At 68.6% G+C, this 13,250-nt stretch carries 13 protein-coding genes and 1 pseudogene; 10 read left to right on the plus strand and 4 right to left on the minus strand.

Going from position 1 to position 13,250, the window contains the following annotated elements:
• A pseudogene (locus QM841_RS42415) lies at positions 1–166 on the minus strand (phosphatidylserine/phosphatidylglycerophosphate/cardiolipin synthase family protein); the annotation flags it as partial.
• Between the two features lie 274 nt (positions 167–440).
• Here QM841_RS42415 and QM841_RS42420 point away from each other — a divergent pair.
• The 3 genes from QM841_RS42420 (at position 441) to QM841_RS42430 (ending at position 1,416) form a co-directional block, all read left to right on the plus strand.
• Positions 441–668 (plus strand): hypothetical protein, encoded by a 228-nt coding sequence (locus QM841_RS42420; protein ID WP_120661684.1) that lies wholly within the window; start codon positions 441–443, stop codon positions 666–668.
• A 107-nt stretch (positions 669–775) separates the two neighbouring features.
• A complete protein-coding gene (locus tag QM841_RS42425) occupies positions 776–961 on the plus strand; it encodes a hypothetical protein (RefSeq protein WP_120661685.1) in 186 nt (61 codons plus the stop codon).
• Between the two features lie 251 nt (positions 962–1,212).
• Entirely contained in the window at positions 1,213–1,416 is a 204-nt protein-coding gene (locus QM841_RS42430) for a hypothetical protein (protein WP_283336712.1), read from the plus strand.
• 359 nt (positions 1,417–1,775) lie between these two features.
• On the opposite strand, the gene QM841_RS42435 is transcribed toward QM841_RS42430, so the two are convergent.
• Positions 1,776–3,122 (minus strand): helicase-associated domain-containing protein, encoded by a 1,347-nt coding sequence (locus tag QM841_RS42435; protein WP_095870751.1) that lies wholly within the window; start codon positions 3,120–3,122, stop codon positions 1,776–1,778.
• On the minus strand, positions 3,119–3,439 hold the full coding sequence (locus QM841_RS42440) for a calcium-binding protein (protein ID WP_095870752.1): 321 nt from the start codon (positions 3,437–3,439) through the stop codon (positions 3,119–3,121). Before QM841_RS42440 ends, QM841_RS42435 begins: the two co-directional genes overlap by 4 nt.
• 768 nt (positions 3,440–4,207) lie before the next feature.
• Between QM841_RS42440 and QM841_RS42445 the strand changes: the two genes are divergently transcribed.
• Both QM841_RS42445 and QM841_RS42450 read left to right on the plus strand, forming a co-directional pair.
• Positions 4,208–4,801 (plus strand): helix-turn-helix domain-containing protein, encoded by a 594-nt coding sequence (locus tag QM841_RS42445; protein ID WP_120661688.1) that lies wholly within the window; start codon positions 4,208–4,210, stop codon positions 4,799–4,801.
• Entirely contained in the window at positions 4,798–5,430 is a 633-nt protein-coding gene (locus QM841_RS42450) for an RES family NAD+ phosphorylase (protein WP_242323947.1), read from the plus strand. Before QM841_RS42445 ends, QM841_RS42450 begins: the two co-directional genes overlap by 4 nt.
• Positions 5,431–5,763: 333 nt before the next feature.
• Here the strand turns inward: QM841_RS42450 and QM841_RS42455 are convergent, their stop codons facing one another.
• On the minus strand, positions 5,764–8,241 hold the full coding sequence (locus QM841_RS42455; protein ID WP_283336717.1) for an SEC-C metal-binding domain-containing protein: 2,478 nt from the start codon (positions 8,239–8,241) through the stop codon (positions 5,764–5,766).
• 295 nt (positions 8,242–8,536) lie between these two features.
• Here QM841_RS42455 and QM841_RS42460 point away from each other — a divergent pair, with 295 nt between their 5' ends.
• From QM841_RS42460 to QM841_RS42480, 5 genes are all read left to right on the plus strand, one after another.
• Complete coding sequence (locus QM841_RS42460) at positions 8,537–8,722, plus strand: hypothetical protein (RefSeq protein WP_005572022.1); 186 nt, start codon at positions 8,537–8,539, stop codon at positions 8,720–8,722.
• A 195-nt stretch (positions 8,723–8,917) separates the two neighbouring features.
• A complete protein-coding gene (locus tag QM841_RS42465) occupies positions 8,918–9,310 on the plus strand; it encodes a hypothetical protein (protein WP_242323951.1) in 393 nt (130 codons plus the stop codon).
• Positions 9,307–11,325, plus strand: a complete 2,019-nt coding sequence (locus QM841_RS42470; protein ID WP_283336721.1) for a hypothetical protein — start codon at positions 9,307–9,309, stop codon at positions 11,323–11,325. Before QM841_RS42465 ends, QM841_RS42470 begins: the two co-directional genes overlap by 4 nt.
• A complete protein-coding gene (locus tag QM841_RS42475) occupies positions 11,325–12,122 on the plus strand; it encodes a hypothetical protein (protein ID WP_283336723.1) in 798 nt (265 codons plus the stop codon). Before QM841_RS42470 ends, QM841_RS42475 begins: the two co-directional genes overlap by 1 nt.
• Positions 12,123–12,336: 214 nt before the next feature.
• Positions 12,337–13,250: cutinase family protein (locus tag QM841_RS42480; RefSeq protein ID WP_283336725.1), on the plus strand; the 914-nt coding region annotated here is incomplete at its 3' end.

Genomic DNA, 13,250 nt, shown 5'->3' on the forward strand with positions numbered 1-13,250 from the left:
TCGCGGCCTTGGAGGCGTTGACGACCAACAGGTCCCCGGCGCGCAGCGGGAGCAGGGCGGGTGCGTCATGTCCGAGGTAGCCGATCGCGGCGTACCGGGCGCCGCGGGTGCGGATGGCGCGGGTGATGTGCGGCCACGGACTCGGCCCGTGGAAGGTGGTCCCCATACCGACAGACGGTAACCGGCTCGCCTTGCGTGTGGTGCCGGTCCCTGGCAACGCTAAAAGAAGCTAAAGGGGGAGGCGCCGTCGGTCCGGCGCTTCCCGGCGAGGTCGACGGTGGCGCGGGGGCGGGTTGACCGCGGTCGCCTGGGGTGCAGCGATCCGGTCGATTCTCGGTTGCGGACAACGTGTCGGCGTCGGTGTCGGCGTCGGCCCCGACCGGCGGCCCGGCGCTCGTACGCTATGGGCACCACGAGACGAGACCGGCGGGAGAAGGATCATGAGTTACGAAGCGATCTACGACGGGGTCCGTTACCCGCTCGCCGATGCGGCCGCCGCCCACGGCCTTGAAGACGACATCCGGGGCCTCTTCGAAGACAACGGCAATGGTGGATTCGTCGGTTTCGTCAGCCAGAACACGACGGTTCGCCTGCTGATCACGCCGGCGACTCCGGTCGCGATTCGGGGCAGCGACGAGCCGAACCCGAGTGTCGTCCACCGCTGGTGACCCCGCCTCCAGATGTCTCCGTCGGCGCGACGGTGTGTCCGTCCTCGGGGAGGAGTCGGTGTCAGCGAAACTTTCGGCAACGATCCACCGTCAGCAAAGGAGGTAGGTTGCCCAGCCTCATCGTCAACGGTGTTACCTACGGCATCAGCCAGACCAGGTTCGAGGCCACCCGCGAGCTGCTCGCACGGTTCGCCGAGGGACACACCCTGGGAGTGGCGATGTCGCTCACCCATGACGGCGCCCGGCACCACCTGTTCATCACCCCCGGGGTGCCGATCACGCTGGTGGAATGACGTGTCCGGCCTGATCCTGCAGGACCGCCGCCTTCGGTTTCGCGAGGAAGCTGCGGTGGTCATGGAACCACGCGTGACGCCCGCCCATCGGAACCGACCGCAGCAACCGAGTGCATTCGACCAAGGGGGCACCGAATCCGGGATGCCGGGGCCATGACGGTCTCCTCGGGTCGACGTGCCCGAGCAGTTCAGTAATGTGTGGGTGTGGGGAGAGGTGGTCCCCTTCGTGGGTGCACGACTCGGCTGTTGCGATGACCGCGACCGCGGCGATCGGCGACCACGCCGTGTCGGTAGTTGCCAACCTGCGGCCGCCCACGATGACTGCAACGGCGGCGATGTCTGCGGCCGTCGTGACAGCGACCGGAACCGCGACTGTCGCTGCACCGGTGATGACGGCGTCCGCGACCCTTCCCTGCACCGGTCGTCCCGGCGGCTCGAAGGTCGCGCTCCGGTGATGATCGCGTCCGCTGCGGCAGCTGCTCCGGCTCGGTCCGCGTCCTCGACAGTCCCCGCAGCCAAGGCAACGGCCATGGCTGCCATGAGCACGCCGACCGTGGCTGCTGTGCAAATGAAATCGATGAAGGCTGTGGTCTCATCGATGTACAACACCGCGACTGCGACGCGGACGACGCCGATGGTCGCGGCTACGACGACCTACCCGGATTCCGTCGTGACGTCGAATGCGATGGTCATCGACGGGGGCGGACGGGGGCGTTCACCGTCAACGCTCGCCTGTACCAGACGAACTCGGCCATCGCGACGGCGCAGCTCCGGAAGAATGGGGTGCAGAGCTGGCGGTGTGTGACGACGTCGCTCAGGGGGTGGTCTGTCTCGGCAGGACGTAGCCGAGTTTCAACAGGGCCCTGCGGAATTTCAGTTCGTGTTCGGGTGGGACCGCGAGATGGCGGTCGCCGATCGGGCGGCACAGCCTGCGGAGTGCGCGGTCGCGGGTGACGAGCGCGGCCAGTGCGTCATCGGTGCATTCGATCACCCGGGCGTGGCCGTGGTCGGTCAGCTGGGTGGTTCGGCGGGTGACGTCGGTGATGAGCGTCGTCAGCGAGCCGGGCAACTCGTGCTCGGTCCGCTGGGCGAGGAAGGTGGTGAGGTCCTCGAGGTTGCGGCCGGTATCGATCGCCGTCAGCAGACTCGCGGCGGAGATGGTCCAGACCCGGTCCGCGGTGTGCGCGGCGTAGGCGGACAGGAGAAGCTGATCACCGGGGGACAGGGTTCCGGTGGCGACGACGTCGAGGTTGGGCAGGACCTTGAGCACCGCGGTGGTCTCGTCGTCGGTGGGCGCGTGGTAGGTGTCGGTCAGGCCCAGGGCGTAGCAGCCCAGGGCGGTGAGCCGGATCGACTGCAGTCCGTCGTACCTGCTCAGCGCGTCCAGATCGTCGCCGCCCCAGTTGTCGTGGAAGTCCGATCGGGCGCCGGTGGGGTGGAGGTATTCGAGGTCGAGCAGTCCCAGCGTGCCGGCGTACTCGAACAGCACCGCGGCCGTGTAGCGGCCCTCGAGGATCTCCCACCGGTGGTAGCCGTCGTAGCCCAGACCGCCGTACTGGGAGTCGACGAGATAGAGCTTCCACAGCGCCATCTCGCTGCGGGCGACGGTGGGACTCATCCCTTTCCGCCGCATGGTCGTGAACAGGGAGTCCACGCTGATCCACTCTCCGGGTGGGCAGCTTGCCAGTCCCTGCGCGACCGTCTGTCGGCGAGTCTTGGCCGAGGTGAGGACATTGCGTGCGCGCTGGCCCTTGATCTGCTCGATTCGGCTGAACTCGTCGATCACGGCGTGGGTGAGCCAGCGCTGCCACAGTTGCCGGATGACCTCGGCCGGCGGCCGACGCAGGGCGGTGCGGCCCTTGGGCGTCAGCTGGAGGCGCCCGCCCTCGATCTTGGCGAACCCACCGGCCTGGATGATCAGCGGCCAAGCGAACGACGCGATCGGGTCGTGCAGGTAGAAGTCGCCGTGCACGAGCTGAGAGCCCACGGCAGCGACCGTCGCCGCGGAGGGGCGGCGGGTCTTCTCGCTGCACCGCAGTTCACCCGCCGCGCATAGCTGCAGCACCGTGTGCAGGTTCAGCGAGGCTTCCTGCTCGGTCGCTCGTATCCGGTGCTCGCCAATCACGCCCAGGGGTCCGGTGTTGCCGGTGTTCACACTCATGCCCTCACGTACCTCAGCCAGTGGCGGTATGCCTCGATCCACTGCGCACCGGCGGGCGGAGGCGTCGGCAACGGCAGATCGAGGATGGGGATGCGCTGTCGCGACCGGCCACGAGCGCAGATCACCACGATGTGCTCGTCGGCCAGGTCGATGCCCGACACGGTGACCTCGGTCCCCAACAAAGATGTCTGGAACGGCAGCTCGAGATGCTCGTCGAGCATGGTGTAGAAACCCGTGACGCATTCGCTGTCGTTGTAGCAGTCGACGGTGGCCTCGGCGACCAGGGCCGCGAGCGCCGCACGATTCGGTGACCTCACCGCGCCGAGGATAGCCGGACGCCAACCAGGCGTCCGGCCCGGTCCGCAGCAACGGTGCCACCCCGCCAGCTGAGAGCGGCGGGGTGGTTCACGCCAGCCCCAGGCCTCGACCCGTTCTCCACAACACAGCGCTCGTCCAGGTGGTGCGCCACCAGTGTTGGGGAATCTCATGATGGCGCTGCTTATGCGCGTCACCTGGTTGCACCTGCTGGTGGGGGCGCCGGCAAATGTGGGCTCAGTTATTCGATTGCCATGGTGCGCCGCCGTGGAGAGGCAGTTCCCGAGATGTGGTGGGTAGCCCCTCGTTGCGTGGGGCGGGGGACGCGCCTGGAGTGGGAACATTGTGTATTGGGTCGTGAGGGCCCCGACGACGTGATGCCTCTGATGGTGATGAAGGCGTTACTCGTGCGGAGGTGTCGCGTCCTGGTCCCTTCTGAGGGCGGTGTTTCGTCGCGGCCGCCGGCCACGGCAGTCGCCACCGATGCGCAACGGCCGGGGAGTCAGTAGCTCGCGAGCTGGTAGCTCAGCAACTGAATCGAGCAGGCGAATCGCCACCAGAGGGTGCCTTATCGAAACAGGGTTTCATTACCGGGGTAACCCCGCCGCTGTCCCGGCTCGGCTTCGGGCTCCCGAAGCTGTCCAGACGACATGTAGCTCGATGAGATCAGAATGCTGCGATGCAATCTCGTGCTGCCTCGCGCGACCCCGCAGGTGCCCACTCCGGCGACTAATGTGCACAACAGTGCACAGGCGGGCTAAGATGTGCATATGAGGTCGGTGGAGAGGGTGGATTCGCTCGACGCGCTGCTGGCCAAGCATCACGTCGACCTCACCGGCCGCGAGATGCTTCGCGAACTCGACGCTGCACTCACCGCGGTACCCGCCGCGTCGGACACGTTGTCGGCCGGAGAGATCGAGTTCCTCCGCGCCCACGCCGGCGAGGGCGTCGGCGAAGTCCTCGACCAGTGGTCGCCGGTGGCCGAGATCCGCGCTCGCGCGGTGGAGATCGCGCGGCAAACCGTGACGGTGCTCGCGGATTCGTTGGACGTCAAGGAGGCAGCGGCGCTGCTCGGCATCGACAGGTCGGTGGTGTCCCGGCGGCTCACCGCGCGCACGCTGTGGGCATTCGATCTGCATGGGCATCGCCGCATCCCGCGATGGCAGTTCGTCGGTGACGATGTCTTGCCGGGGCTCAGTGCTGTCGTGGCGGCCATCCCCTCGACGGCGAGCCCGGTGTCGGTCGCCGCGCTCATGCACACCTCGCAACCCGACCTCGGCGACCGGACTCCGCTCGAGCATCTGGCCGCGGCGGCGGACCCGGCACCGGTGGTCGCGCTCCTGGAATCCCTCGACACCTGGTGAGCCGTCGGCACCCGAAGATTCCGCGGGCACCGCGGACCCCGCTCACCGTTGCTACGGAGGACGTCCTGGCCTACGACGGTGTGCTGTGGCGGATCCACCGCACCACCGGCCCTCACGTGGTGTCCTGGCGGACTCTGCGCACCTACGGGCCGATCGCGTCCATGCGCTACGACCCGCATCCCGGCCCCGCCGCGGCGGCGACCACCATCGGGGTCCTCTACGCCGCCTGCGATGTCGCCACCGCGCTGGCCGAGGTGTACCAGGCGACACGAACGATCGACACCACGATCGGGGCGCCTGCCCTGACAGGGTGGCGCCCGACCCGTCCCCTGAATCTGCTGAACCTCACCGAAACCTGGCTGGTGCGTAACCAAGCCTCTTACGCACTGCTGCACGGACCGCGTACCGTGTGCCGCACCTGGGCGCGCACCATCCACCTGACATGGCCGCACCTCGACGGTCTGTACGTACCGTCCACCATGACCGGCCGTCCGAACGTCGTGCTGTGGAACCCCGCCGCCGACTCGTTCCCCACCGACCCCGAGTTCACTCGCCCACTCGATCACCCGCGCGTGCGGCCGATCATCCGCACCGCCGCACGCACTATCGGGTACGCATCGACGGTCTAACTCTGTCCCGGCCCGCACCGACCGGATTCGACTGCATCGTCGCCGTGTTTGGTGCGGATCGTCGCCATCCCGAGCGCATACCGCACACCGCTGACCGTCGAGCAGGGGCCTCGACGCCGCCTTAAGCCGGTTGGGTCAACCGTCCGCGGTCGTGCCGGCACCCGGGTCGGACACCTCGCCGCGCTACGAACCCGGTGGACACCCACTGGCACGGGCGGAAAACCCGCGCAACGACGCCCCCCGTGCCGCCCGCGCCCCTCGAGCAGCGGGCCACGGTCGTCACCCTTGGGCAACGACGTCGCCGGGTTCGGTGCGTGGGCGGCAGCCGGAACCCTAGAGCCCCAATGCCTCCCGCAGACGGCGCACGCTCATCGCCCCCGGCCGCTCCTCCTGCGGGAAGGAGTCGAGCAGCCGGATCAGGTCGTCGCGGCGGGTGGGGTCGGCGGCGCACTCGCGCGGCGTGTGACCACCGAGGGCGGGGATCGCCTCGTCGAGCCACTGCTGCTCGTATCCGCGGATATGCTCGTCGAGCGCCGCCGCGATCGCGGGATCCTCGGGGTCGACAGGTTGGCTTGGGCGAACACCCTTTTTCTGCGCCTGAGCCATCAACTCCGCCGCCGGCGTCCGGGTCTGCTCACGCAGTCTCCCCCCGGGATCGGCAGCCCCCACGGCGTCGACCAGCGACTCGAACCGTGGCTCGTTCATCGCCTCGACCTCGAGCACCCAGGGGTCGGTATCCCGGACCAGGATCAGCACGCCGAGCACACTGCCCTGCTCGGTCCAGGACCACCGGTCTGCGTCGGCGGCGCCGAAGCGGCGACTGAGCCTACGCCGGATCCCGGCGGTGTCGCCCACCTCGAACACGGCCCGGCACGCCACCATCGGGTGCCCGTCGGGGGTGACCAGCCGCGGCGGCGCGAACCGGGCGCTGAGGAACTCGACCAGCTCCTCGGGGTCGGTGGATTCCGAATCGAGCAACTCGATCAGCCGACCACGCTGTCCGGGCTCGATCGGTTCGATGCCACCGAAGATCTGCATCGTGGAACCGGCGGGAACGACTCGGGCGCAGAAGAAGTCGCCGGCCCGCAACGCCCTGCTGGCGGTCCGCTCGGCGACCTCCAGGCGGTCGCCGGTGCGCACGTCGCGCAGCCTCAGCCCCTCGCCCGGACGCACCGCCTCCACCTCGTGCACCGACCGCTCGGCGAGCAACCACTGCTGCGCCAGGAGCAGTTCGTCCGCGGGCAGCAGCACGCCGCGCTCGGCGACGAACCGCGCGAAGGCTCCGCATTCGAACATCACCACATCCGCGACCAGCGGGTCGTCGAGCGCGTGATACAGCGCGAACGGATCGTCGTCGTGCGCGGACCGAATCTGGGCGAGCGAGATCAGCAGCGGTCGCCACTCGATGCCCTGCGCGAACGAACCCGCCTTCTGGTACAGCCACCCAGCCCGCTGTTCCAGTGGGTGTTCGGCCTTGCCGAGGTGGCACGCCTTGTATTTGCGCCCGGATCCGCACCAGCACCGATCGTTGCGCCCCAGGTCCGGCCGGTCGACGGGAAGAAACGATTGGAGCAGGTCGTACAGGGGTTCGCGATACGCACCCTCGACCCGGTCGAGCAGCCCGATCGCCCGCACCGCGTCACCACGATCGGACGCGAAGCGGGCCAAAGCCTCGAGCGCCTCGTCCCAGTTCGGGTCCACGGCCAGGGCTCGCTCGTAGTGCCGCTCGGCGTCCGCGGTCCGTCCGTCGAGTTCGGCCGCCTTGCCCGCCAGCCAGTGCGCGGTCGGGGCGATCCGGCGGGGACCGCGGTCGCGGAGCACCGCGGCGGCCAGGCGCAGGGTTTCGGTGCCGGCCGGGCAGGTGGCGTACGCCTCGCCGAACGCGGCGCGGGCCGCGTTCGGGCGGGCGAGCCCGGCGAACCGGTCCCTCGCGCTCGTCACGACCGCGTCGACAGCGCGTTCGCGCTCGTTGGCGGGGGTGCGCTCGAGCACGCCGATCAGGGCGATGAACGCCATGACCGCTTCCGTCTCGTCGTCGGTGAGGTGGTGAGCCGCCGTGACCGTCGCGGCGTGCGCTTTCCCGCGGTGGGCGGTGAAGTCGAATCCCCGGACCGCGATGTCGTCGCCGTCGCACACGTATCCGGCGTCGGTGATCAGGTCGCCCAGCGGGATGGTCGGCGCCGCGAACAGGGACCGGTCGTCGGCCATCAGCTGCCAGATGATGGTGTCCAGGGGCTCGGGGCGGTCCATCGGCACCAGGTCGGCCAGCGCGACAGCGAGATCGGGTGCGGGTGCGGGTGGGGCCGCCGCGGCGGTGAGCCGCAGCTCGCCGTCGACGAAGGCGAGCACGACCAGGTCACCGGGACGGAATTCGGCGAGTGCGTCCGGTTCGAGCAGCAGCGCCGCGTCCGTCGGCCAGTCGGGATCGTCGACGCCGCGCTCGTCGAACACGTCGTCGTCGAGGTCACGGAAGAGGGTGCTCAGCCCGCCTGCTGCCGGGTCGTGGTCGTCGAACGGCAGCAGGGGTGTCAGGTCCGGGTGGGCGTCGAGGATGCCGGAGGAGATTTCCGCCTCGGTGAGCCGGTGGGTGAGCACGCGCCCGGCGAGCAGGGCGTCGAGGGCCACGCTGCGACCGTCCGCCAGGTAGCCGAGCCGGGGATGGCCGATGTACTCGGCGAGTTCCTCCATGTCGGCGAGATAGCCGTGCCCCTCGGCGACCAGCCGCCGCGCCCATTCGTCGGTATGCATGGGCCCGTGCTCGCGGAGCAGGACCATGGCGGCTTCGGCAGTGGGATCTGTCGGATCGGTCACCGGGCCAGGGTATGCGATGTGTCCGGGCGTCTCGTCGAAAGGAGCGTACTCGTCGCTAGGCGAGGGATTCGGCTGCGCTGCGGCGCAACGGTTCAACCAAATTGCGTCGCTGCGGCGCGCACGATTCCGTCAACCGATTGCCTGGCAGCGACGAGCCGAACCCGACCGTCGTCCACCGCTGGTAATCCCGCCCCAGCCAACACCCCGCGAGTCGCGACGGTGTGTCCGCCCAATGGACGAGGGGTTGTCAGCGAGACTTTCGGCAACGATCCGCCGTCAACACAAGGAGGGTAGGGTGCCCAGCCTCATTTTTAACGGCGTCACCTACGGCATCAGCCAGACCCGATTCGAGGCCACCCGGGAGCTGCTCGCACGGTTCGCCGAGGGACACACCCTGGGAGTGGCGATGTCGCTCACCCATGACGGCGCCCGGCACCACCTGTTCATCACCCCCGGGGTGCCGATCACGCTGGTGGAATGACGACTCCGCGGTTGTCGCATCATGATGGTTTCCGGCTGGGACACTGCCCGGGCAGTGTCTCCGGCGAGGCCGCCACCAGCGGCGTCAATGCCCTCGGCGGGAGGTAACACCCCACCCCGTCACAGTCTGGGCGCAACTCTGCGCGCAAACATGCCAGCGAAAATACGGGTAAGAAGGCGCGTAGTGGGTAGGGTGATGTCCGCGCACGTACACGGGTGGCATACCGAACACGAGTGGGTGGGGATGGCGAAGGCAGGAAATTCCGAAGGCGGCGCCCGCCGCCGCCCGACCGGGGCCGGACGGGCAGCCGTAGGGGCGGCGAAACGCGCGTCCGGTGCGGGCGACGTCGGTGGTGCGGGAACGCCGAGTCCGGAATTGACGGCGAAGCTGGAACCGCGGAAGGGCCCGACGAAGGTTCCGCTCAATACCCGGGTCCTGGCCTCGACGGAGGCCCGGTTGAACTGGCTGGTGAACGATCGCCAATCCACGGTGACCAACGTCGTGGACGTGGCCCTGCAGGAGTTCTTCGACCGCTACCGCGTCCCGCCGGCAGATCATGACGGCCGGATCACCGAGCAGGAGTCATGAGCAGTCCGTGGGAACAGATACCCCTGTTCGCACTGCCCGAGACAACCCCGACGACATCTCCCTCTGCCACCGATGACGTTCTCCCCGACGACGACGTTCTCCCCGACGACGACGCTTTCTCGGTCGATGCTGATGTCTTCGTCGAAACCGATCATGCGGATTCTGAGCCGGCCGCTGCCGCACACCCTGCATCGCCCGAGCGGTCGGATGTCGCCGAAGCCGACGACGCCCCGACCCCGCCGACACCCGAGACGGACAGCGAAGCGGCCGTCAGCGCTGCGGTGGACGGCGACGAAGTGCACGACGACGCGGCTAGCAGCGATACGGCTGGCAGCGATACGGCTGGCAGCGACACGGCTGGCAACGACGCGGCGGATCCGCCGGTGTGGGAGGCGCTGCCCGCAGGAGAGGAAGCCGATGGCCATGCGTTGATCGTGACCGCCGACGGGACCTTCACACCCTCGGGGCGGGAGTTGACTGGTCCCGTCGATTCGGTCGAGAAGCTGGACAAATTGATCCGCTGGGCCTCGTTGACACCGTTGGGCGCCCCCGCACAGATCTGGGTCGTCGGACAGGCCGCGTGCGAGCTGCTCGGGTGGATCATCGACCCAGGCAGCGAAGACGACGTCGACGACATGGAAGCCCTCCGCAACCGCGCCGCCCAGGAACTGACCGCCGTCCTGCACGCCACCCTCACACCGATGCTGAATGCAGGGTGGGAACTCCGCGGCGACCCTGGGCACGTGGTGCACCTGTCCCGCTCGATCGGGAACTTCACCTCGATGGTCGATGTGGTGATCGAACCGTACGTGTGGACGTACTGGAACAAGGACTTCGGTTGGCACAACCGGGTCGGTGACATGGGCATCCTCGGCTCACCGACGGCCGGAACGTATCTCCCCGACGACGACCTCCCCGCAGCACGGGAACTCGGTCGCCGGTTGGCCTGGTGCGCCCAGCACCTCGGGGTGCTCCCGGGACCAACGCCCGCGCGGACCGGCGCCGCCCTCGTCGACAAGATCAAGCGTGAACGCACCCGCAGCGGCAAAGGCATCGTCGTCACCACACCCGGCTCGGTCCCACCCCTGGACGGCGCGCCGCGGGGAGACCTCGAACCCGCGGTCGGCTGGACCCGGGTCCCCGACGCCCAGGATGTGGACGGGACGAGCCGGTTGGTGTCGATCGATCAACGCGCCGCCTACCTCGCCTCCGCGGGCATGCTCGAGTTCGGCTACGGGCAGCCCGCACTCCTGACTGGTGACAATGCCGGAGCTGCGGCGGTGGGGGAGAAGGGTGCACCGTTCGGGCTGTGGCGGATCACCCTCCCCGCGGGGCAAACGCTGTCGCTTCCCGAGAAGCTGCCGTTGCCGCACCCGCACATGCTCGCGGACCAACCGGTGCAGACCTGGGTGAGCACGGTCAGCCTCGACGGGCTGTGCTTACCGGTGGCAGACGGAGGAATCGGCGCCGACCTCGACGACCTCGACATCACCGAGGCCTGGGTCTACCCACAGCAGGGCCGGGCGCTGGACAAGTGGGCGAAGATCCTGCGCGAGGCCCGGAAGGCCGCGGTGGACACCGACGACGACGCGACGAAGCGGTTCCTCGGCACCTGCTACAAGGGCTACATCGGGCGAATGGTCAACCCGGACATGTGGACCGCGAAGCAGATGCAACATCACCACCAACCGCTCTGGCGCGCGTCGATTATCGCGCACTGCCGGTGGCGCGGCCGCCGCGTGGCGATGCGGATCGCCCGCGAGCACGGCCGTTGGCCGGTCCGCACCGTCACCGACTCCTGGGTGTACCTCCTCTCAGGCGGTGAGGACATCGCGGATCCGAGCGAGGCGCTGGGGAAGATGTCGGTCGAAAAGGACGTGGTCCTCACCGACACACTCCTGTCCGCCTTCACCTCGGCCCAGGACGTGCACGACGTGAACCTCGCGATCAAGGCGGCATTCGCCGACAACGACAACGAGGACGCCGACGACGTCGAAGGGGAGGGGGTGCTCTGATGGCCCTGCATCTTCCGAAGCCGCGCACCAAGAAGCCGGCGCAGGAGGCGGTCGGTCTCGACGGACTCAAGGTCTCCGTCGCCAGCGCCGCGACCAGCGGCGTCGAGAAGTCGAAGCAGGTCAAGAGCGGGGGGCTGGCCGGGCTGACCAGCAAGGTCTCGGTCAAGCAGCTGCGCAAGGAGCTCGGCAACGAGGGCCTGCGTCAGGCGGCGATCGATGCCGGCCGCACACCCCCATCGGCTCGCACGTTGCGCCGGTGGGCCCAGCAGGGCCGGATCCCCCACCCGGATGTTCTCGAGCGAGCCCAGCGGCGTGCCGCGATTGAACGCCTCGGCGGTGTCGACGCGGTGGCGGCGAAGATCGGCCGGTCCCGCTCCGCCGTCTCCCGGTACCGGTCCGGGGAAACGAACGAGTTGCGGGCCGACGCGAGCAAGAAACTCCGCAACGTCAAGGCGCAGGACATCATGAAGCGCGCCGGGGTGTTGCGCCCGGACGGAACTCCGAAGAAGGCGGTCATCCGGGTCAGGGGCGGTGTGATGGTCCGTAACGGCGCCGACGAGGGCTACGACTACCGGGTCCGCACCCTGGATTTCGCGAACTCGGACACACCGTTCACCAGTGAGGAGTCCCGCGAGCTGGCCGCCGCACTGGCGAATGACGATCACGCCCGGGTCGTGGCGTTGCTGGAGCGGCACGCCACCCTTGACTACCCGGAGAACAAGGGTTTCGACAAGTACAGCGACCAGTTCGGGTTCCACTTCGATCACATCGACTCCGTCCACATCGACTGGATCTGATCTGACGGGGACGTGCCGGTTCTCCAGCTCAGTCCTTGACGTGTCATGGGTCGGGTGGCCCTTGTTCCATCGCAGGTGAAAACACCCGACTCCGGCCCATTCTCGCCGGTCAGAGCCCTAAAAAGGAGCGGGGCACCCCGACACCCCGTTGAGGGGAAACGCCGAAATGGGTGAAGGTGGGCAGCAGTGTCCCTTCCGGCAATTCGAGGTGCCCATGCCCGCCAGAGGTTCGAGAACCCGTCGCACGGTCGCCCTGATCGCCACTGCGACCGTCGTCGTCGGCGTCGCTCTTACCGCACCCGCGATCGCCAACGCCAACCCGGCCAACTGCGCGGCGACCTTCAACTTGTTTATCCCCGGCACCTGGGAGACCAACGAGAACGCCGACCCGACCCGGCCGGTGGGCATGCTCGCCCCGGTCGCGGCGGCAATCAAGGCGCAGAACGGTGCCCGCGCGCAGATTTACACGCTGCCGTACATGGCGCGCGCGTTCGACAACGGCCACACCTACGCCGACAGCAAGGCCGACGCGGTCAGCAAGGCCACCGCCGTGTTGACGTCCTGGGCCGACGAGTGTCGGGGCGCGAAGATCACGATCACCGGATACTCCCAGGGTGCGGATGCTGCAGGCGATCTCGCGTCGGCGATCGGAAACGATCGAGGGCCGGTCGATGCGGACCAGGTCCTCGGTGTGGCGCTGATCGCCGACCCGGGTGCCGGCACGAAGGGCGCCGCACCGGTCGGGCCGACGACGTCGGGGGAGGGGATCGCCGGTCCCCGGTCGCAGGGCATGGGCAATCTGTCGGGGCGGGTCGCGTCGATCTGCGATCCGAACGACCTGTACTGCTCGATCCGCAAGGGCGCCAACCCGTTCCTCGGATCGCTCGGGTCGATCCTGTCGAAAACCCCCAGCAACGACAACACCAGCGCCGGTGCCGGGGGAGGTAGCGCGGCGGTCGCCACCGCGCTGACCTCGGATTTTACCGACGCCGACCTGCCCGGTCTCGGATCGACTGTCGACGCGCTCGGAAGGCAACTGTCCGGCACCGACACCGGCGGCTCGATCGATGTGCACCAGATCGCCGACACCGCGACCTCGCTGTCCAAGACGCTCAGCCCACTGGTCGA

The organism is Rhodococcus sp. IEGM 1307 (genome assembly GCF_030056915.1).
Lineage (GTDB): Bacteria > Actinomycetota > Actinomycetes > Mycobacteriales > Mycobacteriaceae > Rhodococcus_F > Rhodococcus_F opacus_D.

Bases quoted from the DNA above. Each gene is read 5' to 3' on its own strand.
- QM841_RS42475 (WP_283336723.1), top strand. From the start codon at position 11,325: ATGGCCCTGCATCTTCCGAAGCCGCGCACCAAGAAGCCGGCGCAGGAG.
- QM841_RS42470 (WP_283336721.1), top strand. From the start codon at position 9,307: ATGAGCAGTCCGTGGGAACAGATACCCCTGTTCGCACTGCCCGAGACA.
- QM841_RS42435 (WP_095870751.1), bottom strand. From the start codon at position 3,122: ATGAGTGTGAACACCGGCAACACCGGACCCCTGGGCGTGATTGGCGAG.
- QM841_RS42445 (WP_120661688.1), top strand. From the start codon at position 4,208: ATGAGGTCGGTGGAGAGGGTGGATTCGCTCGACGCGCTGCTGGCCAAG.
- QM841_RS42430 (WP_283336712.1), top strand. From the start codon at position 1,213: ATGACCGCGACCGCGGCGATCGGCGACCACGCCGTGTCGGTAGTTGCC.
- QM841_RS42465 (WP_242323951.1), top strand. From the start codon at position 8,918: ATGTCCGCGCACGTACACGGGTGGCATACCGAACACGAGTGGGTGGGG.
- QM841_RS42420 (WP_120661684.1), top strand. From the start codon at position 441: ATGAGTTACGAAGCGATCTACGACGGGGTCCGTTACCCGCTCGCCGAT.